This is a genomic window from Spirosoma spitsbergense DSM 19989 (genome assembly GCF_000374085.1).
GTDB classification, from domain to species: Bacteria; Bacteroidota; Bacteroidia; order Cytophagales; family Spirosomataceae; genus Spirosoma; species Spirosoma spitsbergense.
This window is the reverse complement of the sequence record NZ_KB893566.1, coordinates 1-21,899: the sequence shown is the minus strand read 5'-3', so window position 1 is coordinate 21,899 and position 21,899 is coordinate 1. Positions and strand designations below refer to the sequence as shown.

23 protein-coding genes are annotated in these 21,899 nt (G+C 50.6%); 8 read left to right on the top strand and 15 right to left on the bottom strand.

Features of this window, described 5'->3' with window-relative positions; genetic code table 11:
• Positions 1 to 39 precede the first annotated feature (39 nt).
• On the bottom strand, positions 40 to 447 hold the full coding sequence (gene arfB, locus B157_RS0122245; protein ID WP_020605519.1) for an alternative ribosome rescue aminoacyl-tRNA hydrolase ArfB: 408 nt from the start codon (positions 445 to 447) through the stop codon (positions 40 to 42).
• Between the two features lie 145 nt (positions 448 to 592).
• Here arfB and B157_RS0122240 point away from each other — a divergent pair, with 145 nt between their 5' ends.
• Positions 593 to 946 (top strand): hypothetical protein, encoded by a 354-nt coding sequence (locus B157_RS0122240; RefSeq protein WP_020605518.1) that lies wholly within the window; start codon positions 593 to 595, stop codon positions 944 to 946.
• A gap of 96 nt (positions 947 to 1,042) precedes the next feature.
• On the opposite strand, the gene B157_RS0122235 is transcribed toward B157_RS0122240, so the two are convergent.
• Genes B157_RS0122235 through B157_RS0122225 form a run of 3 tightly spaced genes read right to left on the bottom strand, consistent with a single transcriptional unit; the run spans position 1,043 to position 4,049 of the window.
• Positions 1,043 to 2,269: an FG-GAP repeat domain-containing protein gene (locus B157_RS0122235; protein WP_020605517.1), complete on the bottom strand. Its 1,227-nt coding sequence runs from the start codon at positions 2,267 to 2,269 to the stop codon at positions 1,043 to 1,045.
• Positions 2,270 to 2,314: 45 nt separating this feature from the next.
• Complete coding sequence (locus tag B157_RS0122230; protein ID WP_020605516.1) at positions 2,315 to 3,178, bottom strand: MBL fold metallo-hydrolase; 864 nt, start codon at positions 3,176 to 3,178, stop codon at positions 2,315 to 2,317.
• A 7-nt stretch (positions 3,179 to 3,185) separates the two neighbouring features.
• Entirely contained in the window at positions 3,186 to 4,049 is an 864-nt protein-coding gene (locus tag B157_RS0122225) for an SDR family NAD(P)-dependent oxidoreductase (protein WP_020605515.1), read from the bottom strand.
• A gap of 340 nt (positions 4,050 to 4,389) precedes the next feature.
• Here B157_RS0122225 and B157_RS0122220 point away from each other — a divergent pair, with 340 nt between their 5' ends.
• Positions 4,390 to 5,304, top strand: coding sequence for an SMP-30/gluconolactonase/LRE family protein (locus B157_RS0122220; protein WP_020605514.1), 915 nt, complete (start codon positions 4,390 to 4,392; stop codon positions 5,302 to 5,304).
• On the opposite strand, the gene B157_RS0122215 is transcribed toward B157_RS0122220, so the two are convergent.
• From B157_RS0122215 to B157_RS0122180, 8 genes are all read right to left on the bottom strand, one after another.
• Positions 5,305 to 5,817, bottom strand: a complete 513-nt coding sequence (locus B157_RS0122215; protein ID WP_026308890.1) for a hypothetical protein — start codon at positions 5,815 to 5,817, stop codon at positions 5,305 to 5,307. It lies immediately after the preceding gene.
• Between the two features lie 137 nt (positions 5,818 to 5,954).
• The gene (locus tag B157_RS0122210) at positions 5,955 to 6,392 is read right to left on the bottom strand and encodes a nuclear transport factor 2 family protein (RefSeq protein ID WP_084761857.1); all 438 of its coding nucleotides are present in this window, start codon (positions 6,390 to 6,392) and stop codon (positions 5,955 to 5,957) included.
• Positions 6,393 to 6,473: 81 nt separating this feature from the next.
• Positions 6,474 to 7,040 carry a Crp/Fnr family transcriptional regulator gene (locus tag B157_RS0122205; protein ID WP_020605511.1) on the bottom strand — a complete coding sequence of 189 codons (567 nt, stop codon included), beginning with the start codon at positions 7,038 to 7,040 and terminating at the stop codon, positions 6,474 to 6,476.
• Between the two features lie 4 nt (positions 7,041 to 7,044).
• Positions 7,045 to 7,599 (bottom strand): hypothetical protein, encoded by a 555-nt coding sequence (locus tag B157_RS0122200; protein ID WP_020605510.1) that lies wholly within the window; start codon positions 7,597 to 7,599, stop codon positions 7,045 to 7,047.
• 39 nt (positions 7,600 to 7,638) lie between these two features.
• Entirely contained in the window at positions 7,639 to 9,042 is a 1,404-nt protein-coding gene (locus B157_RS0122195; protein ID WP_041952241.1) for an alkaline phosphatase family protein, read from the bottom strand.
• A 99-nt stretch (positions 9,043 to 9,141) separates the two neighbouring features.
• Positions 9,142 to 10,380 carry a metabolite traffic protein EboE gene (gene eboE, locus B157_RS0122190; RefSeq protein ID WP_020605508.1) on the bottom strand — a complete coding sequence of 413 codons (1,239 nt, stop codon included), beginning with the start codon at positions 10,378 to 10,380 and terminating at the stop codon, positions 9,142 to 9,144.
• Entirely contained in the window at positions 10,377 to 11,543 is a 1,167-nt protein-coding gene (locus tag B157_RS0122185) for a 3-dehydroquinate synthase (protein WP_020605507.1), read from the bottom strand. The genes eboE and B157_RS0122185 overlap by 4 nt, the downstream gene beginning before the upstream one ends.
• 204 nt (positions 11,544 to 11,747) lie before the next feature.
• Positions 11,748 to 12,737, bottom strand: a complete 990-nt coding sequence (locus tag B157_RS0122180) for a glycosyltransferase family 2 protein (protein WP_020605506.1) — start codon at positions 12,735 to 12,737, stop codon at positions 11,748 to 11,750.
• 316 nt (positions 12,738 to 13,053) lie between these two features.
• On the opposite strand from B157_RS0122180, the gene B157_RS0122175 reads away from it, so the two are divergent.
• Together B157_RS0122175 and B157_RS0122170 are read left to right on the top strand one after the other, a co-directional pair.
• On the top strand, positions 13,054 to 13,806 hold the full coding sequence (locus tag B157_RS0122175) for an SDR family NAD(P)-dependent oxidoreductase (RefSeq protein WP_020605505.1): 753 nt from the start codon (positions 13,054 to 13,056) through the stop codon (positions 13,804 to 13,806).
• Between the two features lie 78 nt (positions 13,807 to 13,884).
• Complete coding sequence (locus tag B157_RS0122170; protein WP_020605504.1) at positions 13,885 to 14,631, top strand: carboxypeptidase-like regulatory domain-containing protein; 747 nt, start codon at positions 13,885 to 13,887, stop codon at positions 14,629 to 14,631.
• Here B157_RS0122170 and B157_RS0122165 read toward each other — a convergent pair.
• From B157_RS0122165 to B157_RS0122155, 3 genes are read right to left on the bottom strand one after another with little or no spacing between them, the layout of a single operon-like run.
• A complete protein-coding gene (locus tag B157_RS0122165) occupies positions 14,602 to 15,270 on the bottom strand; it encodes an alpha/beta hydrolase (protein WP_020605503.1) in 669 nt (222 codons plus the stop codon). The genes B157_RS0122170 and B157_RS0122165 overlap by 30 nt on opposite strands.
• A 55-nt stretch (positions 15,271 to 15,325) precedes the next feature.
• A complete protein-coding gene (locus tag B157_RS0122160; RefSeq protein ID WP_020605502.1) occupies positions 15,326 to 15,787 on the bottom strand; it encodes a DinB family protein in 462 nt (153 codons plus the stop codon).
• A complete protein-coding gene (locus tag B157_RS0122155) occupies positions 15,784 to 16,191 on the bottom strand; it encodes a MarR family winged helix-turn-helix transcriptional regulator (RefSeq protein WP_020605501.1) in 408 nt (135 codons plus the stop codon). The genes B157_RS0122160 and B157_RS0122155 overlap by 4 nt, the downstream gene beginning before the upstream one ends.
• Before the next feature lie 271 nt (positions 16,192 to 16,462).
• Between B157_RS0122155 and B157_RS0122150 the strand changes: the two genes are divergently transcribed.
• The 4 genes from B157_RS0122150 (at position 16,463) to dnaE (ending at position 21,284) form a co-directional block, all read left to right on the top strand.
• Entirely contained in the window at positions 16,463 to 16,690 is a 228-nt protein-coding gene (locus tag B157_RS0122150; RefSeq protein WP_020605500.1) for a hypothetical protein, read from the top strand.
• The gene (locus B157_RS0122145) at positions 16,690 to 16,986 is read left to right on the top strand and encodes a DUF6922 domain-containing protein (RefSeq protein WP_020605499.1); all 297 of its coding nucleotides are present in this window, start codon (positions 16,690 to 16,692) and stop codon (positions 16,984 to 16,986) included. The genes B157_RS0122150 and B157_RS0122145 overlap by 1 nt, the downstream gene beginning before the upstream one ends.
• Positions 16,987 to 16,994: 8 nt before the next feature.
• Positions 16,995 to 17,555, top strand: coding sequence for a nucleotidyl transferase AbiEii/AbiGii toxin family protein (locus tag B157_RS0122140; RefSeq protein ID WP_020605498.1), 561 nt, complete (start codon positions 16,995 to 16,997; stop codon positions 17,553 to 17,555).
• 111 nt (positions 17,556 to 17,666) lie between these two features.
• Positions 17,667 to 21,284, top strand: coding sequence for a DNA polymerase III subunit alpha (gene dnaE / locus B157_RS0122135; RefSeq protein WP_026308887.1), 3,618 nt, complete (start codon positions 17,667 to 17,669; stop codon positions 21,282 to 21,284).
• Positions 21,285 to 21,899 lie beyond the last annotated feature (615 nt).

The window sequence follows — 21,899 nt, the reverse complement described above, 5'->3', positions numbered from 1 at the left end:
GTTAAAAAGCGGGCCGTAAGAAAGTGTATTACTGGATAATCAATCTCCATAATCCACTCTTTTGCGGCCTGATTTTATATCACTCTTCTTTTTCTTACTGGTAATTCGCTCCTGCACCGATGCTTTTGATGGCTTGGTTGCCCGGCGGGGTTTAGGAACTTCGAATGCCTTTTCAATCAGTCGGTAAAACTTCTTCGTTACCTTTTCTTTATTAGCCAGTTGCGTGCGCTCGGTCTGATGCGTCAGCACCAGTTCGCCCTCGGTGGTTAGCTTGCTGGCTAATTTTTCTTCCAGAATTACCCGTTCTTCGTCGGTTAATAGCGAAGAATTACGGACATTGAAGCGCAGTTCGGCTTTTGTGGCTACTTTATTGACATTTTGCCCACCGGCACCGCCACTCCGGGCAAATTGATACTGTAGGTCGGGTTGTAAGCGGGTAACATCCATCTGAAAGTAACGAACTGGTTTAGCGGTATAGTTGAAGAAAAGCGAAGCTGAAGAGATGCGATTTACTCAATTCTAGGCTCACAAACCAAACAAACGGACAGGCGACACGTTTATTCTGACAATCATTAAAACCATTGACTATAGTATGGAAGGAACCGAAGCAACACTGGAACAGCGAATGCTCACCGATACGCTGGGAGCATTTGGCGATGGCACACAAGCAAAAATTTCGGCCGAACGCGGGCTATTAATGCTCGAAGGCTGGCTGAATGCGCTACCCGGTTCTATTGGTATCGGGCGGATTCTGTCGGAAATTGAAACCCTGCGCGACCATCTCAAAACCGGTGAATACGACAATGAACTGATTCGTACACTAATGCTCAACATGGCCAGCCACACGTTGACTATTTCGCACGAACCGATGGTCGACGAAGCGACCACTCATCAACTTAGCCAGTTAGCCAACGCGTTACGGAACTTCACGAACCAGATAGATTAGCAGTTTACGGTTTATGGTTTTCGATTTACAGTTGGCAGACATGCCAGTTACCGCTGTTTCAGCCCCGGCGGGGAACAGCAACCGAAAACCATAAACCTATTTCCGCTGATTCCAGTAAATCAGAACGTTGTGTGTTGACCGGCCTGATGCAATCAGGTCCAGATCACCGTCGCCATCCAGGTCGGCGGCCTGCATGTCTTCACAGGCCATATTAACGCTATCGTCCAGCGGGTAGCCTTCCATGTTACCCGGTTCTTTCTGCTTAAAAAGCCGAACGCCCACTTTCCCTTCGGCATTGGGATTTCGCCAGCCAGCAACAATCTGGTCACTGCCCAGGCCCAGAAAATCCCCGCATACCAACGCATGTCCCTGATTAAATATGTCGGTGATGAGCGTGATTTCTTTTTCATCAACGGGTTTTCGGGGTTCGCGAAAGGAGTAAAATCCACTTTCTATTTGAAGCAAATTGCCGTGCATCGGCTGAATAGTAGCGATACGCTGGCCGTTGTCCATGCGCCGGATTTCGCCGATGCCGCTAACGCCTTTGCTGAGGATATCCAGCGCATTACTGGCCGATTCGTCATCAACGGGTTGCCATTTATTTTTCTGCCACCTAAAAATCTGACCACCTTCCTTACTGGCCACGATCATCCCTGTTGTGTTTCCATCCTCCCAAACCTCAAAATTATGGGTGAGGTGCAGGGTTGAGTCGACCAGGTGCTGTTTCCAGGTACCACGCACGTTTTTTGGAAATTCGTATCCCCAAATCCTTACCCCTTTCCCCTCACCGTTTTTGTTACCTAACCCATGCAAGGGTACTACCACCAACTGGTAGCTATCCTTACCCACTTTGGCCCAACGCATCCGGTGGGTGGTTACTTCGTGGGGTAAGCGCACGGGTTCCCAGGGTTGGGTTGGGTCCTGCGGACGAATCAGGTAAAAAACCGCGCCGGATTTGGTGCTGTCGCTGGTTTCGGACGGGTTCCAGCCTGCACCAACAGCCACTTCTACCCGACCATCGCCGTTGAGGTCGCGGGCAGCAATGCATACGTTGTCCTGCGGGGTAAGATTTGCCGCCATCACATATCGTTTCCAACCAGCAGTCCCGTTGACTAAAGGTTTCCCTCCCGGATTTTTGTACCAGACAATCTCTTTCTGGTCAGCCAGTAAAATGTCGGGTTTCCGATCACCATCCACATCGCCAATGGCCAGCCCATATCCGATACTAATCTGACTATCAACCACCTGAACGGTGAATTTTGGTGCCGGTTGCGGCAGGGCTGATGAACTGGCTACAAGCCACAGAAAGAGAACATTTTTCATTGTTTTTTGGGATTATACTACCAGTAAGTAATGGGAGCGCAACGTCTACCGGCTCAGGCTGATCCGCTCGCCTAACTGCATGATGTGATGCGGGGTGCCATACTGCTGGCAGGCGATTATGAAGTCGTTTGGGTCAGCGGTGTTGAAAGCGAATAAGTCGTAGTGATGGGGTACAACCAGTTTTGCTTCTATAGCGTGCCCTAGTCGGGCGGCTTCGTCGGCGTTGAGGTTACCGGCCACCCGCCGTTCGGGTTTGTTACCGTTAATGGGCAGAAAGGCAATGTCAACCGCAAAGGGCCGGAGTATATCCACCATACCATCATACCAGAGCGTATCGCCTGAGTGGTACACACGGAACGGCTTATCGTTCTCCCCGTTTGTTTCGACCACAAATCCCATGAATTTACAACACCCTGCGTCATCCCGCTCCAGTTCGTTGTGAGCGGCCGGAACGCCATGAAACGTGAACGGACCAATCGTAGCCGACTGCCCGTCGGTCAATCCAACCGGCCAGCCAGAATCAGCCTGAAGCCGGTCGGCAATGAATGCCCGGTTCGCTTCGGGAATAACAAATTGCAGCGCGGGATTAGACACCATAAGGGGGCGTAACGTTTCGGCATCCAGATGGTCAGTATGGTTGTGACTTGAGGTAACCACATCAATCATCGTCAACCGGGCGGGGTCGATGACTCGTTCTGACAAACGCACGTGCGGCTTGTCGGTATTGGCGTATTTCCGACTCAGTGAGTCGGACAGGTAAGGGTCGAACAGCAGATGACTATTGTTGTATTGCAGCAAAAAGCCACTCTGACCAAGCCACCAGATGTGCAGCCTGTCGGGTTGACTGCGGCACTGGGCCATGTCCCTGAGTAACTCGTCGTCTTTCTGGAAAGCGGGCTTGAGTGTCATCGTAAAATCAGGATTTTGCTGGTTTTAGGCCGCTCACTCGCCCCAGCACCCAGTCTATTGCCCGGGCGGGCAGCAGTCGGGGCAGCGTCCACCCCACCAGTTTGTTAGGTACCAGCGCATACCGGACCCGGGGGCGGGTAGCTTCGTGAATGGCAACGAGACGTCTGCCCAGATAATCAACTGATAAGCCACGTGCTTCGGCCGATTCGACCTGCTTGAGAAACCACTGCATAGCAGGATAATAGGGAGTGTTCTGGTACCGGCTAATATCCGTACCCTTACCCCAGATGGGTGTCTTGACGGCACCCGGCCCAACGATAACCACATCAATACCAAACAGGGCCAGTTCCCGGCGCAGGCTGTGGGAAAGCCCCTCTACGGCATGTTTCGATCCAACATAGGCACTCATGAACGGAATAGCCACCTGTCCATTTACCGAACTGATGTTCTGAATCCGCCCCGGTCTGACCGCGTGATTCTCTCTGGCGCCCAGCAGGGGTAAAAATGCCTGAGTGACCTGCACTAACCCCATCACATTGACCTCGAAATGCTTTCTGAACACATCCATCGGCTGATCCTGCAGCGGGCCGCCAATGGCGATGCCCGCATTATTGATGAGCCCACCCAGGCCGCTCCCTGCCAGGTGTTCCGCCAGCCACCCGGCCGCTTTGGTTACTGTCCCCGCGTCGGTCACGTCGAATACAAGGGGGATAAATGATTCGCCCAGTTCGGCCTTTAGCCGGTTGGCATCGGCCTGGCTTCGTACACTACCAAAAACAGTATATCCGCTCTGTATAAACTGTTTGGCGGCTCCGTAGCCGATACCCGTGGAAACGCCGGTAATCAGGATATTTTTACTCGCTGGTTTCATCCTATAAACTTACAGATAATTACCCTTTGTGTTGTGTTTGGTGAAGGTTTCTCCGGCTTAATGAACATGGGTATGCAGATTACCCTCAACCAGGCCGATTTGACGATCTAAGGGCAGACCCTTCCCCGTTCCGGAATGAGTTGGGCCCGGACGGCGCAGATTTTACCCTAATTGAGTTCAGGCAGAGTGGTATTCGGGTTCAAACTTTTGGGGCGTAGTGTATCTTTACGTAGCAAACTGGTCAGGTAAAGTTGGCCTTCAGGCGGTAGTTTAACGTGTTTTTTTGGTTTTACGTAAAAACAATACGTTAAACGTACAACACAGTGTATCAAACACGTCTATGAATTACTACAGCAAAGCAGGGTTGACATTAGTAGGAATGATGGCCATCGCAACAACTATACAGGCTCAGTCTGGTAGACTTGATTCAATATCGGTGGTAGCACCGAATGCAGAGCTTAAGCAGGTATCCAGTCAGTTTACCTTTACCGAGGGTCCTGCCGTTAATAAGAAAGGGGATATTTACTTCACCGACCAGCCCAATGATAAAATATGGTTGTACGACACAAACGGTAAATTATCCCTGTACATGGATAAAACAGGCCGCTCAAATGGGCTGTACTTCGATAAAAAGGGGAATTTGGTTTCCTGCGCCGATGCCCAAAATGAACTATGGTCCATCAGTCCGGATAAGAAAATAACCGTTCTGCTCACCGACGTTGAGGGTAAGAAACTGAACGGCCCGAATGATTTGTGGATTGCCCCCAAAGGCGGCATTTACTTCACTGACCCCTACTATCAGCGCGATTACTGGGAACGGAAAAAGCCGGATATCGACGGGCAGAAGGTATACTTCCTGCCCAAAGGGAAACAGACACCCATCATAGTTGATGCCGATTTACAGCAGCCCAACGGTATTGTAGGAACGCCCGACGGGAAGCACCTGTACGTAGCCGACATCCGGGCCGGCAAGACATATAAGTACGACATTGCCGCCAGTGGTGCGTTAACGAATCGACAACTGTTCGTTTCGCAGGGTTCCGATGGCATGACGCTTGATAATCAGGGTAACCTTTACCTGTCGGGCAAAGGCGTAACCGTCTATTCGCCAGCCGGGGAAAAATTGGGTACCATTCCGGTTCCATCCCGCTGGGTGGGCAATCTCTGCTTTGGCGGCAAGGCGCGTAATGTCCTGTTCATCACCGCCACGGAGTCGGTGTATACACTGCCAATGCGGGTGAAAGGCGTGGAATAACTAGCTGTCTTTGTGCCTGGTCGTTATTGTCTGCACAACTTTACCATTCTCGATAAGCCGGGTTTTCAGAACGGTTTGCTTCGGAATAGCCAGCAGCAGCATCGGCTGAATAGCAGCGGGCAGCGGATGATTTATAACAGTCGTGTCTTTCAGGCGAATGTAGCGAATCGTCAAAACGGAATCCTGCACAAATACCCGACTGACCGATAATTTAGGGGGCTTGCTTGTGGGCGGTATGACAATACCAATTGCCGTTTCTTTCGTGAAATTTACGGGAGAGGGCCGTTTGCCGGTATCATCTGGTTTAAATGCTTTCCTGAACTCGTCGGCCTGTTCAAACACAAGCAGCGTGGATCTTCCCTTATTGACGGAAGCGTCGGCATTTAACATGTAGCTGGTTAACAACCGGTATTTCAGGGTGACCTGGGCAAGCGCAACGAGGCTGAAAAAGAGGCCGGCAACTAAAAAAAGAGGTACGCGGAAACGGGAAATAATACGGACAAAAAAAGACATAATCAACACTAACTAGATAGAGTTACTCTCTTTCTAACGTCTGATTTGGGCGTTCGGTGTGCAGAAGGACAGAAAAAATGGGCTGTACTTACAGGTAGTAGGTACAGCCCATAAGAAAATCTGCGTTGAAAAAAGGGTTATTTCGGTTCGGTAATGGCCATCGTACTGACTATTTGCCATTTATCCTGTTCGTTCTGCACCAGAAAAAAGAAATTGTGCATATCTGATTTTTCACCCCGGTACCACACTTCTGCTTCGGCGGTATGTTTATAAACGCTCACCTTAACAAAGTTTAACTGATACGTAGCTCCACCAATTTTACCACTGTCCATCATGCTTAAATAGGCATCGCGGGTGAGTGTGGCTGTGCCGGTCGCTCCTTTGAAACGGTTGATAATGACCCTGAATTCGGGGCTTAATGTACCCGAAATCTGCTCGATATTACGGGTTGCTCCACCCGTAGCGTAGGTTTGAATAACGGTTTTGATCTGTTCGTCCATTTTTTTAATTGATTGGTCCTGAGATGAAACGGGTAAGGTGACGCCGAAGAGGAGCCACAAAAAGAGACTGTTCATGCGCTTCTGTGTTTGATTTGCACAAAGGTCTTCAGCGGTCAGTGCCCGTCAATTGACGAAAATCACAAAATCAACATGGGGTCATTTTTTTTGGCGAATACGGCTGAGCGTTTCGCGGGCCATACCGAGATACGAAGCAATGTACTGAACCGGCACGCGCTGTACCATGTGTGGATATTTCTCCGTCAGACGCTGATACCGCTCCGTGGGCGAATAGAGGGTAAAAAGCGACGCATAGTGTTGTTGCAGTACAATCACTTTTTCCAAAATCAATCGACCTAACTGCGTCAGTGACGGTGCCTGCTGATACAGATTTATCAGTTCGTCGCGCCCGAAATAGATGGCTTCCAACGGCTCCAGTGCTACCAGCATAACGGAGGAAGGTTCCTGCCTGGTCATACTTTCATAGGCGGTAACGAAATCATTCTCGAACGAAAAGCCGGTATGAACCTCGGTACCATCTTTGCTTACGTAACTCCGAACGGCTCCCTTTTGAACGAACCAGATGCCCCGGCATACCTGCCCGGTTTGCAGCAGAAGTTCATTTTTGGCGTATCTTTTTTGCTGCAAACACGATTGAAAAGCCAGCCAGTCTGTGTCCGATAAAGGCTGCTGGGTTTCGAGCGTCTGGCGCAGGCTGTCGAACATGACCCTAGTTTGAACCGGCAGAGCGGTCTGGATTCCGGACGGTCATACCTGCCACGTTAAAGCAGGAGTTTTCGTTATCGCTCTTACACTCGAATAAATCGAAGGACTCAACGCCGGGGTCCAGCCGCTCGAAGTAGAGCACAAAGGGTATCCGCTGATCATTTTTGATGTCGAGCGTTTCAGGTGTCATTGGAATACCTTCTGTTTTGAGCAGTGCGTACGTTTTTCGGCCATCTGCCGATGCTAATACCGCTTTTGGATTGAACGAAATGGCACTCGAACCGTAAAAGTTGTTGTTCCGTCCGTCCGGATCTTTACCGTACCGCATGTACAATACTGTATACGTGGCCGTCAGCCGGATATCCGTCACTTTGATATCAGGGTCCTGCGAGTGACCTAACCCGCCTTCTGGGTCTGGGTAAAGGCGTTGTTGAAAGCCGGCAATTGGTTGGCTGCGCTGATAGTACTCAGCCCCATCAACCGGAGCATTTACGGCTGGGGTACGGTGCGATGCACAGGCAGAAACCAACAACAGAAGAACGATGATTAGTGCTTTCATATGGTCAAACTACGTCTTTTCAACGTAATAACCAAGAACTTACTGAATCTGTTTTTGCGCCCTATCGACGGTAAGCGTGTTCCAGATTTGGTCATACACATCCGTCGCTTTCATCGATTTACCGACGTTCCGGCTGCTCACAAATACCGGATGGTGTTCGGGAGCCGTATCTACCCGCCCGTGTGAGCCTTTGATGAGGGTAGCATCCAGCGAAATGACGTTCATGAGATACCGGAAGCCGAGTAATTTACGCCCTAACTTATACCCTGCTTTGAGTTTGATAAGTGGGTTGGTCTGGTCCATAAACATCTCGACAGGATCGTAGCCGGGTTTCTGGTGAATGGCTACCAGCCGGGCATAGTCCGGGGCGCGGGCATCATCAAGCCAGTAGTAGTAGGTAAACCAGCTATCGGCATCGGCCACCACGACTAAATCGCCCGACCGTTCGTGATCAATGTGATATTTCTTCTGCTGTTCTTTATCCAGTACTAACTCAATACCCGGCGTTTTTTCCAGCAAGGCCCTCACCTTCCCAGCTACTGAAGGTTCGTTGATGTAGACATGGGCAATCTGATGGTCCGGAGTAGCGAAGGCGGGTGAAGCCCCGGCATCGAACATTTCCAGACCGCGCTCCTCCCGGTAGCGAATCATACCCGCTTCGCGCAAAATCCGGTTGATATGAATGGGCTTACTGACATTCGTAATCCCGTATTCCGACAGTACAATCACTTCGGCACCCTGTTTCTCATAGTACTGAATCAGGTCCCGGCAAACGTCGTCAATCTCGCGCAGGTCTTTGGCAATTACTGAAAAATCCTGCCCGGACGCGGGACCGCCGAACTTTTGCAGGCAATAGTCCAGATGCGGCAGATAAATCAGTGTTAGGGTTGGGTTGTGCCATTTGTCGACCAGCAGGGAGGCATCGGCAATCCAGCGGCTGCATTTAATGGTGGTAGCAGGTCCCCAGAACTGAAACAGCGGGAATGTGCCGAGTTCCTTCTGTAATTTGTCACGGAGGTCGGCGGGGTGGGTATAGCAATCCGGCAATTTCATGCCATCCGATGGGTATTGTGGCCGGGGCGTAGCCGAGAAATCAGCCGTGGAGTACATGTTGTACCACCAGAACATTTTGGAAACAGTGAAACTGGGATCGATCTTTTTGGCCGCTTCCCAGATTTTCTCCCCCGCCACCAGCTTGTTCGACTGCTTCCAGAATTTCACTTCGGCATCGGTCCGGTCATACCAGCCATTGCCAACAATACCCGTTTCACTAGGCCATTTGCCCGTTACGTACGTAGACTGTACGGACGTTGTGACAGCGGGAAGCATGGGGTCGATGGTAGCCTGGTGTTTACTGGCAAACCACTGTTTCAGAAAAGGTGTGTGCTCGCCAATCAGCGAATAAGACAAGCCCACTACGTCGAGTACTACGGTCTTTTTCATCATTAGGAATGAGTGAATGAGCGAATGAGTGAATGAGTGAATAACCGCCGGTCTAAACCTTCCTGCGCTGGTTATTCACTCATTCGCTCATTCACTCATTCACAATTGTTTTATCACCCACGTCAACTCCCGTTCAATGGAGTCGATCAAATCCTTTTTCAATTCACCGGGCAACACGCCCCAGGTGTAGGTTTCTACTTCCATCTGGCTCGTAAACGCCCGTTCGGCCTGCAGGCGCAGTACCTCACGAATATCATCCTGTGTCGACTTCAATAAACCGTAATCAGCTACAAACAGCGGGACGTGAAAATGCGCCCGCCACTCGGTGTGTTCGTCGTCGAATGCAGCCAGGGCTTCGGGTAAATCCGGAAAACGCAGCAACTCGCCCGATTGAGTTCCTGAAACAACCTGATGCAGATACGTGGGTTCATTGAACTCGGCAAACGCCTGTTTAATCCGTTCCCGTTCGGCTAATGCATCGGCCGAATCCGGTGCCGGAAACTCCGCTTTCAGAGCCGCGCTAATCTGAATTTTTCCGACGCGCAGCCCGTAATTTTTGAGTTTATCCAGCACATCGGCCGGGCGTTCGTACCCAACGGCAAAGTGGCAAACGTCGTAACAAAGCCGGACGTGTTCGCAGATTGTGGCTTCCGCTTCTTCGTCGGTCAGGCCAAACTGCTCGCTCAGTTGCTCGATGCCCATGGGCAGTAAATAATCCGTATACCAAGCAATAAACTCATCGGCAGTTTCGATTACGCCATCGGGTTCCGGTTCCAGATCGAGGTGCATGAGCCGGTCGGTTTGCTGCCGCAGCCGGACCAGTTCGGCCACCACTTCAAGTACGTTCTGCGTTGTCTGCGAAAAAATATAATCGCGGGCTGCGGGTTGCTCCCACTCGAACCAGTGCCGGTAAGAAAGTGGTGAAGTAGAAACGCCCCCCTGTATGGGGTTGCCCAGTTCATCGACGGGCAGTAACACAGACAAAATCCGAAACAGCCGTTTGGTATACTCGACCCTTGCTTCGGTGGTCCAGTCGGGGGTGTGTACCTGATCTTTCACCCGAACATCGTGGAAACCGCCAAACGGAAAACCGTTCATCGTAAAGACGTAACACTCGTTGTCGGCCAGCCAGTGCTGGAAAGCTACCAGGTTGTCGGGGTGTTCCAGTTCTTCACTGGCGATGTTGGACAGCCGCAGTCCGATGCCAAATGGCGCATCGGGCGAAAGTCGCTTTTTCAACTCTGGAATGGCTTCCTGCAAGGCCGCAAAATGGTCGGTCCAGGTTTCGCCCGGATGAATATTAGTGCAGTAGCCGAGGTGTCCAAGGAGTGTTTTCATGCGGGCAGTGCCTGTTGTTCCTGCTCTTTCAGGGTGGCAATGGCCCGCCGGATCTGGTCAGTATCCATTTCGTGTACTTCTACGCCCTTGCCAATACTTTTCAATAGCATGATGGTAAGCTGACCGCCCAGATGTTCCCGAAACTCGGCCAGTCCTTTCAACACGCCTTCGCTGTTGTTGGCATCCAGCATTGGTTGGTAAAGCGAAAAGCCAAGGGTACGCAGCGTGGTAAGAATTCGGTTGGCATCGGCTTCGGTAAGCCAGCCGATTTGCTGGGAGTATAAACTATCCAGCGCAATACCAATAGCGACCGCTTCGCCATGACGCAGGTCAAAATTGGTGAGCTGTTCGAGTTTGTGGGCACTCCAGTGACCAAAATCCAGCGGGCGGGAAGACCCCATCTCGAACGGGTCGCCCCCCGAAATATGGGCCAGATGCATCTCCGCGCAGCGGTGAATAAGGTAATCCATCGCTGATTTATCACGGGTGGCCAGTGCTTCGGCACTGGTTTCGATCCACTCGAAGAAATCGGCATCTTTGATCAGGGCAACTTTCACCGCTTCGGCAATACCCGCCCGCCAGTCGCGGTCGTCGAGCGTGGTCAGAAACTGACTATCATTGAACACTGCTACGGGTGGAACGAAGGTGCCGAGGAAATTTTTCTTACCCCGGTAGTTCACGCCGTTTTTGACGCCAACGCCAGAGTCATTCTGGGAAAGCACCGTTGTGGGAATGCGGATGTGTCGGATGCCCCGGTGCGAAATGCCGGCTGCATAGCCTACCAAATCCAGCACCGAACCGCCCCCAATACCTACTACGTACGAATGCCGGTCAACACCATAGCGATCAACGGCATCAACGATCTGCTCAACGTAAGCGGGTTCGTTTTTGGCCATTTCCCCACCAGGAATGATGAGTATGTCCGAGACAAGATCAACAGCATCAGCTAGTTGAGCGAAGTAGGTATGTATGTCAGCTTTCAGATAAGGGTGGGAATCAAGTACACCCGAGTCGATAACGAACAGTAGCTTCCTGCGGGTTTCGCCACTTATCTGCTGGGCAAAAAAATCGGCAAGTACGGAATTGGTAGTATCAAAAAGCCGCTCAGTAAAAAAAACGGTGTATGTAAAACGAACGCTAAACGCCTGATGCAAATGATTCATGAACAGATAAGGACAGTTGAGTAATACTGTCCCTGTCTGTCAAAAATACAATCAAATCGTTATTGGTTCCTTAAATTTCGGTTTGAATTCGGGTCTTTGGCCTAAAAGAAGGCATTTCAAACTAATAATTCGACTTTTATTGATTCCCTGTGCTTAAAACGACAGAAAGATATTTGTGTAAACCAAAGCACAGGAGTCGGATTTCTACAGATATAGCACTTTGTACTTACAGGCTCCATATAGCCGCCAGTAAATCGATACGAAGGGGGTGGCCAGTGCTGTAATAATAGTGTGTTTAATGATTGGCCAGGTCAATGGGCCACCCGGGAGGTATCGCATAAACAAGTCTAACGATAAGGCTGCCCATATACCCAATCCGGTCAGGGAAATAGACGCCTGACCCATCGGCAGACAAACAAGGCTGATGGCTATACTCAAAACAGTCGCATAATACTGGAGTACCTGCCGTCGGTAAGCGGGGATCCGTTCCCGAAATAAGCGGGGATGCCGTTTATACAGCAGCGCATCGTAGCTGTTATTACGCTCATCGTGCAGAAGGCCGTACCAGGAGTAGGGGCAGACATGGTAAACCACCACGGCCTCGGGACATTTTCCAATAGGGATACCCGCCTGAATAAACTTAAACTGTAGGTCACTGTCTTCGTGCCAGGCGGTGTCGAAGGCTTCTTCAAAACCGCCGACCCGCTCCAGGGTGTCTTTTCGGCAAAGGCAGTTAGCGGACACAAAATCGGTTCTTTTCAGTAACGTAGCCGTACGGTCGAGGGGTGTTGGCCGGTTATTTGAATGAACCCTCAACTGACCCATCATGACCTGGGCACCCCGCTGAAAACAGGGCAGTACCGACGATAGCCATTCCGGTTCGGGCAGGCAATCTTCGTCGGTAAACGCAATGATACGCCCACGGGCGGCCCGCCAGCCTCGGTTTCGGGCAGCGGCTGGCCCTTTCCGTTCGGGCTGACTGAGGTAACGAACTTCCAGAAGGCCACCGTTACGGGCAACCTGTTTGGTAAAGAGCTGAACAGCCGTTTCGGTTTCAGGCAAATCGCCTTCACCCACAATAATAATCTCAAATTGGCTGCGCGGCAGTCGCTGGCGACTGAGGGCATCAAGGCATTTGAGTAGTACAGCCGGCTGTTTGTACGTAGGAATAACAACCGAAAATTCTGGTAGCATAGAGGACCGGGAGTGATTATAAAAAAGCCTATGTGGGATGATATGGGTTAGCGGCAGGTCAGTGGTTTTCAGACGATCCAGGAACCCGTTTTTGTCCAAAATCATAAGCTGAGAAGACCGTTGCAAAAACTTAACCAAAAACTGCCAAATATTTTTTTAACCGTACCAATCCTTAAAATAATACGCTGTATATCAATGAATTGACCAACAAAATAAGGATTTCTCAAAAACACATCTCACTGATTAAATAGTCATATTCCTCAAACCTCCGATTGGGCGTTTATCTTTGTGAGATCATTTTCTTACCATCATTTCTATGGCTCGTATTGCACTTATTACCGGCGCCACTTCCGGCATTGGCCGCGCCACCGCCGAAGCCTTTGCCGACCTTGATTTTAACCTGATTCTCTGTGGCCGCCGGCAGGAACGACTGGATGAATTACAGGAATACTTAGGGGCAAAAACGACCGTTACGACGCTCAATTTTGATGTACGAAACTGGGTAGAGGTCTACGAGTCCATTAATACCTTAACCGAAGAATGGAAGGCTATCGATATTCTGGTCAATAGTGCGGGAAATGCCTATGGGATGTCGGCTATTCAGGATGGTGAACCTGACGATTGGGACCAGATGATTGATGGGAATGTGCAGGGATTGCTATACGTGTCGAAGGCGGTTATGCCCGGTATGGTGACCCGAAAAAAAGGGCATATCGTCAACCTGAGTTCGGTGGCAGGCAAAGAAACGTACCCGAACGGAGCGGTCTACTGCGCCAGTAAAGCCGCCGTAGAAGCGCTCAGCAACGGGATGCGGCTGGATTTAACCCAGCATGGCATTAAGGTGACCAACATTGCGCCCGGTGCGGTAGAAACAGAGTTTTCGATGGTCCGATTCAAGGGTGATAAAGAGCGGGCCGACAAGATTTACCAGGGCTTTACTCCCCTCACGCCCGAAGATATTGCCGATTCCATCGTGTTTGCCGTAACGACCCCCGCCCACGTAACGATTGCTGACATGACCATTCTGGCTGGGGCGCAGGCCGGGGCGCAGACCATTCACCGGAAGTAATGGTAGCAGTTGCCGGCCAGTTATTTATTTTTTAGTTTAGAGATAATTATGTCCAACTAGCGATAACGGTCGAATTGCATGGCTACTAAACCGGTTCGTCTTACGATTCCAACGCCCTGCCAGCAGCCCTGGCAGGACATGACTATCGATGGATCGGGTCGTTTCTGCGCGAGTTGCCAAAAAACAGTGGTGGATTTTTCTACCCTGACCGATCAGCAGGTTATCAACCTGTTAGCGCAGCAGAACGGTTCGGGTTGCGGACGCTTTCGGGCGGGGCAACTTGGCCGGGTGTTGTCTGTTGATCCACCAGCCTTACGATCCCCCGCCCGGATTTTTAGTTTGCTGACAGCCGGTTTACTGGGATTTCAAGCGGCACGGGCCGATATGTTGCCAACCCCGCCTGAGCCAACCCGGCAGCATATCACCGACTTGGCGGCCCATTTGGTATTGCCCGTTATGGGAGAGGAGACAATGACCGATTCGGTACGGGTCATTACGGGGCGGGTAGTTGAAAAGACTATTAAAGAAGTTCTGCCGGGCGCTTTTGTCTCCATTCAGGGAACATCAATAAGCACTAATACCAATGCGGAAGGAAACTTTCAATTGCGTATCCCCGCTGAATACAACGACAAAGTCATCACGCTGCGAATTGGCTGGATTGGATACAAAACTTCTGAAATGCAAATACGTCCTGATCAATCTACCCCCTTGGTCGTTACTCTACAGGAAGATCAGGCTCTTTTGGGGGAGGTGGTGGTTATTGGCGGTTACAAAAAACTAACATTTTTTCAGCGGCTACAGAGTCGGCTGCGTGGTGGCCACTAACCGTTTCAACGCGTCAGGCTCCACCCGGTGCCCCCCATCGAAAGCGGTAACTTTTAGGGTGGGTATATTCGTTCGTAAGCGATTCAGATAACCATCAATATCAGGGATTTCCCGTATGTATTCGTCCTGGTTGCCGTATACGTAGTGCGTTTCCGTATTGGTTAATATCTCCGGCTGAATCATCTCCGACACACCCTGCGGAAAATACCCTGCCCACAGAATAAGCCGGTGGGCGTGAACGTGATTGGCATTCAGCCATCGGCAGGCCGTAGCCGCCCCCTGCGAGAAGCCGAGTACCGTGATGTGCACTTCTTTGGGGTCGAAGCCATCCAGAATGCGGTCATACAGCGCGTTCAGATACCCGATGAAATCGTGGACTTCGTGGTCACGGTCTTCGCGGGTGAGCCAGGAGGCCCCCACCCGCTGGTAGTCGTTGTTGAGGTACATACGGGACAACCCCTCCGGCACCACAATGACCGTTTTGCCATCATCTAAGTCGGTGAATTTCCGGCTGAAATATTGCGCCAGTTGCCCAAACCCGTGCAGGCAGAACCAGATACTTTTCGTCTGGTTCGTCAGTTGGCCGATGGTGTAGTACCGGGCCGTGCGCTGAACCGGCAAGTGATGTTCCTGTAGCATGAATGGTAGTTAGTGATAACACTGGAAAACATGATTCCAATGGTGAGAATCAGGACTAACTGGCATCCATAAATAGCTGCCCTTTTTTGGCTGCCTGCGCAATCTGACCGGCATGGTACGAATTGTGGTGCATCAGGAAAACCAGAAGCTGCATCCGGGACACTTCGCCAAAGGGCGACGAAACGATTTCAGTCCACTGGTCATCTCCTACCTGCTGAATGTGGGCTGCAATCATGGCAAAACTGTCGCTTACCATCTGCTGTACAGAGGTTAAATCCAGCGGGTTGCCTTCATCTGAAACACCCCCGACGGTCTGCATCTGAATGCCGGGTTCGCGCCCAAAAAGCATGGTGGCAAAGCGGTGCATAACTTCGGCGGTGTGCAGGGCAATGAATCCCGCCGAAGCCGTTTCGGACGTCAGGCGGTTGCGGTAGTTGTCGGGTGTCAGTTTGCGAATAGGGCCTTGTGCGGCATTCTGGTTCGCCAGCCAGATTTGGGATAAGAGGTCTGTATTCATTGGGCATTATTTGTTAGAATTTTATCAGAAAAGGCAGACAGGCCCGCTACCGTATCGGGACCAAGTTCGTCCCATACCTGCTGGTTTAAGGCTTTCCAGATTTTATGGCATCGCCTGGCCAGCAGAGTACCTTCTTCGGTCAGGAAAAGGCCATTTCGGCGGTTGTCGGTCAGCCAGCCATTCTTTTGCATGAGTTGCACATCCCGGCTCATCGCCGATTTTTCAATCTGCAATTGTTTCGACAGGGTAGCCTGACGAATGCCCGGTTGGGCGAAAATGCGCATCAGTAAACCAGCCTGCGCGGAGGTCACACCCTCCTGCGCAAACGCATCATTATACCTCCCCGTCATCACCCGCGCCAGCATCCGCAGCCGCCCCGCAATGCAGTAATTATCGGTATTCATAAGCCAAAGATTGAAAATCAAAGTTGTATATGCAACTTTATGAATAAAAAAGTGTCAACGTGCCATTGAGTTACACGTCTTTTTATCAAGTTGAACACCCATTTGTCAGTCTATTACCGCAATGGTGTTTCATAAAAAGCCTGTTTGTCGCAACTGAATGGGATAACTGATTAAACTCGTATCTTGTCGCCGTGCCATAAAAATCCTCGTCCACATACATGGAAAACTGGAAAATGAGAAGCTTTGCGTTAAAATTGAGGTAAAAGATGAGATGAAGCGAACGCAGGCCCGTGTAGAAGCATACGACAAATTAATTGAAATCGGTGAAAAGCTCTATCTGTCAGTCAAGCGATCAGCCAGAATGGGTAATGGTAAATTTATGACTGTAGCCCGCTGGCAAGGTGAATACCGCGTAATGACTAATGGTAAATTAGACCTGGCCGCTACGCTCGAAAACCTTAAAAAAGCGCAACAACTTTTAGATACAGCCTTCCCCTAATGAATGCTTCACCGAACCTGTCCCGCACCGCCTTTTGGGACGTAGATATGAAATTGCTCGACTACGAAACCAATGCCCGGTTTGTTATCGAAAAAGTAATGAACTATGGCCTGTGGGATGATATGGTAGAGGTTTTACGCTATTACGGTCACGAACGCGTAAAAACAGAAGTTACACAGGCTGTCTACCTCAAAAAGAAAACCCTTTCCTTTTGCTGTACTATCTTTGATCTCACTCCTGATCAGTTTCGATGCTACAGACGGCAACAATCGAACCCGCTACCCTGGAACTCCTGAAAAGGCTTATGCAACAGCCTGTACTGGACCAGTTCGCTTTGGCAGGCGGTACAAATCTTTCATTACGGTATGGGCACCGGTTGTCGATTGATCTTGATCTATTCACGAATGAGTCATTTTCAGAAGCAGACGTATTTGACGAACTAGTAACCTGTTTTCCGGGAGTGGTTAAAACAGATGAGGGCAGGAATTCGCTCAGTCTGATGATTGAAGAGGTTAAAGTTGATCTTCTGGCTCATCGCTATCCATTGTTAGCCAATTTTACCATAGAGACAGGTGTCCGGCTTTGGTCAACTGACGATGTGATTGCCATGAAATTAGGAGCCATTAGTGGGCGAGGAGCTAAGAAAGACTTCTGGGACGTTGCCGAATTACTCAATCACTTCACCCTGGAGCAAATGCTTCGATTGTTTAAAGTAAAATACACAAATAGTGATCCAGGGTATATTGTTCGTTCCTTAACCTACTTTGATGACGCCGAGGAGCAGATAGACCCTATAGTCCTAAACAACATTACGTGGACTGAAGTAAAACGGCGGATTGCACAGGCAGTAAAAGGCTTAGTATAAGTCAGGTATTTCACCATCAGCGGGTTACCCAAAATCTTTCAAAATTTCTCCTGGTAACCTTACACGTTCCCGCCGAAAGTGGCTATTTTTAAGCTGTAATCTGCGGAACCTATGCAATTCTCTCATCTCCACTGCCACACCCAATACTCATTACTCGATGGCCAGGCCAATATTAAAAAGCTGATTAACAAGGCAAAAGCCGATAATATGCCCGCCGTAGCCATTACGGACCACGGCAACATGTTCGGTGTGTTCGAGTTTGTGGCCGAAGCCAGCAAGCAGGGCATCAAGCCCATTGTTGGTTGTGAGTTCTACGTAGTGGAGGATCACCACAAAAAGCAGTTTACCAAAGAGCAGAAGGACGTTCGGTACCACCAGTTGCTGCTGGCCAAAAACGCGCAGGGCTACAAAAATCTGGCGAAACTCTGCTCGCTGGGCTACATGGAAGGACTGTACGGTAAGTATCCGCGCGTTACCAAAGCCCTGATCGAACAGTATAAGGAAGGGCTTATTGCCTCCACCTGCTGCATTGGGGCTTCGGTGCCCAAAACGATACTGAAAAAGGGCGAGGAAGCGGGCGAGATTGAATTCAAATGGTGGCTCGACCGGTTCGGCGAGGATTATTACGTCGAGTTGCAACGCCACGAGATTCCGGACCAAATCAAGGCCAACGAGGTGCTCATCAAGTTTGCCCGTAAGTACAACGTCAAGATTATTGCCTCCAACGATTCTCATTACGTGGATCAGGACGACTGGGTAGCGCACGACATTCTACTGTGCGTGAACACCAACGAAAAGCAGAGCACCCCGTCGATGAAGGATTTCAGCGACGACGATGTGATGCCCAAAAACACGCGCTTCGCGTTCTTCTCCGACCAGTTCTATTTCAAGAACACGCAGGAGATGAGCACGCTTTTCAAGGACCTGCCCGAAGCCATCGATAATACCAATGAGATTGTTGGTAAGGTGGACGTGCTGAAGCTGAAGCGGGATATCATGCTTCCCAACTTCCCCATTCCGAAGGAGTTCCAGCAACATACCGACGATGTGCTGAACCAGTGGGAATACCTGCGCCACCTGACCTATATGGGGGCCAAAGACCGCTACGTCGATATCCTGCCTCACGTTCAGGAGCGTATTGATTTCGAGTTGTTTACCATCCGAACGATGGGATTTGCCGGTTACTTCCTCATCGTGGCAGACTTTATCCAGGCCGGGCGCGATTTGGGTGTGATGATTGGGCCGGGGCGTGGTTCGGCGGCTGGTTCCGTAGTGGCGTATTGTACGGGTATTACTAACATTGACCCGATAAAATACGACTTGCTGTTTGAGCGATTCCTGAACCCCGACCGGAAGTCGATGCCCGATATCGACACCGACTTCGACGATGAAGGTCGGCAGAAGGTGATCGATTACGTGGTGCAGAAATATGGTAAGCAGCAGGTGGCGGCTATCGTTACCTACGGCACCATGGCGGCTAAATCGGCCATCAAAGACGTGTCCCGCGTAATGGATCTGCCGCTGAGCGACGCCAACATGCTGGCTAAACTCGTACCGGACAAGCCGACCTACAACATGACCCTCAAGCGCATTTTTGAGGATCCCATAGACGGACCGGGCGGACTGTCCAACGTTATCCAGCCCGACGAGGTGGAGAACGTAAAGAAGATGCGGGCACTGGAAGCGGGCGACCAAAGTGTAGGGCGTTCCATGAAAATGATTGATACCGAGAAGGTTCAGAACGTGTTGCAACAGGCGCGTCGGCTGGAAGGTACGGTTCGGAACACGGGTGTTCACGCAGCCGGTATCATCATTGCCCCCAGCGATCTGTCGGACATTGTACCGGTCTCTACATCGAAAGATACGAACCTGATTATCACTCAGTACGAGGGTAAGGTCATTGAGGATGCAGGGGTAATTAAGATGGACTTTCTGGGGCTTCGCAACCTCACCATCATTAAGGAATGCCTGCGACTCATCAAGCAGAACCACGGCATAGCCATCGAAATAGACAATATCCCGCTCGACGATCCGGCAACGTACGAACTGTTTCAGCGGGGCGAAACCAATGCCATCTTCCAGTTTGAATCGGATGGTATGAAAAAGCACATGAAGGACCTCAAGCCTGACCGCTTTGAGGACCTCATTGCCATGAACGCCCTGTACCGCCCGGGCCCGATCGCCTACATCCCGAATTACATCAACCGGAAGCACGGCCGCGAAGAAGTAAAGTACGACCTGCCCGAAATGGAGGAGTACCTGGGTGATACCTACGGCATTACGGTCTATCAGGAGCAGTTGATGCTGCTGTCGCAGAAGCTCGGCAACTTCACCAAAGGCGATGCCGACGTGCTGCGGAAAGCCATGGGTAAGAAGCAGAAAGACGTGCTCGACAAAATGAAGGGCAAGTTCATGGACGGCTGTAAAGCCAACGGATTAAATCCTAAGATCTGCGAAAAAGTCTGGACTGACTGGGAAGCCTTCGCGTCGTACGCCTTCAACAAATCGCACTCCACCTGCTACGCTTTCGTCGCCTACCAGACGGCTTACCTCAAGGCCCACTACACCTCGGAGTACATGGCCGCCGTACTGACGAGCTGCCTGGGTACGATTGACAAGATTACGTTCTTCATGGAAGAATGTAAAAACCTCAGCCTGCCGGTATTAGGGCCGGACGTGAATGAGTCGGAGCGATTCTTCGGGGTCAATAAAAAAGGCGAAATCCGGTTCGGACTGGGTGGTATCAAAGGCGCGGGTGATGCTGCCGTAGAAGCCATCATCGAAGAGCGTAACGCGGGTGGCCCGTTCAAAGATATCTTCGACTTTGCCATTCGGGTTAATCTCCGCACAGTGAACAAGAAAACGTTCGAATCACTGGCCTACGCCGGGGCGTTCGATAGCATCGACGAATACCACCGGGCGCAGTATTTCGAGCTGGCGGAAGGCGATACATCCCCTTTTCTGGACAAGATTATTCGCTACGCCAACAACTACCACGCCGAGAAAGCTGCCGCCCAGCAATCGCTTTTTGGCGCGATGATGGGCGGAGAGCCTATGCTCTCCCGACCCAAACCGCCCGTGGTAACGGAATGGAATCAGATCGAAAAACTCAAATTCGAGAAAGACGTGGTTGGGTTTTACATTACCGGCCACCCGCTCGACGAATTCCGGCTCGAACTGGACGGTTTCTGCAATTGCACGCTGGACAAGATTTACGAAACCCGTCAGCCCGAAATCAAGGTAGCAGGTATCGTATCGGCCATGCAGACCAAGATTGCCAAAAACGGCAACCCGTTCTGTATCTTCAAAATCGAGGATTACAACACCTCCATCGAACTGGCTCTGTTTGGGGAGGATTATGTCCGGCTGGGGCAGTACATCGAGGTGGGCCGGTTCCTGCACATCACCGGAAAAACCCAGAACCGCTGGAACTCGGATAACCTGGAATTTAAAGCCGTTACGATCCGGCTCCTGACCGAAATGCGCGAGAAATTCTGCAAGGAACTCCGCGTATCACTCACCATAGACTCGCTCAGTGCCCAACTGGTCGCTCAGATCAACGACCTCGTTAATGCCCACCCTGGCACCTGTACCCTGTCGCTGAACGTGGTGGACCATCAGGAGCGTATCGAAGTCAGTCTGCAATCACGCACCCTGAAAGTTCACCCTGCCAACACGTTCCTGCGGGCATTGCAGGCTATGGAGGGTGTAAGCTGTAAGGTGGCGTAAGCATCTATCTTCGTACTTTACTTTCCAGGGTACGAAAAGTGCTCCCTGAGCTTTCTTGTAAGTAGAGCGACAAAGTAAAACCAGGGTGCAAATCGGCTACTTCATCTAAAGAATAAGCCGGTTAACTCAATTAACCGGCTTATCTTCATGTGGTTATGGGTGATCGAAAATGAGGTTCGAACCCACGGCCTGCAGCTTGGGAGGCTACCGCTCTAGCAATTGAGCAACTCCCGCCTGTAAATAAAGCCAAATGTCAATTGCTAACCGGTTTTATAAAACGGGCTATATTCTCACCTGTTTTAGTTAACTACTACTGAGCAATGGTTCGTCAATTTTTAGGGATATGAAAAAGGCGTGTTAGTTTTGGGTATCTGACATCCAAACCAAACAACGCCTTTATGCAAGGACCAGCCCTACTGAGTACAATAGTAGCTAACCTGCCCGATTTGACCAAACCCCGTCGNCAATTTATACACCACATTCTGATGCTGTTTTTGAGTGTTCGTCACCGAATCAACTTTCTGCAATTGGCTCGCCACAGCGACCAGTATGCCGAAAATACCATGCGGTTGCAGTTTGAAACCTACCTCGATTTTGCTACGATGAACCAGCACC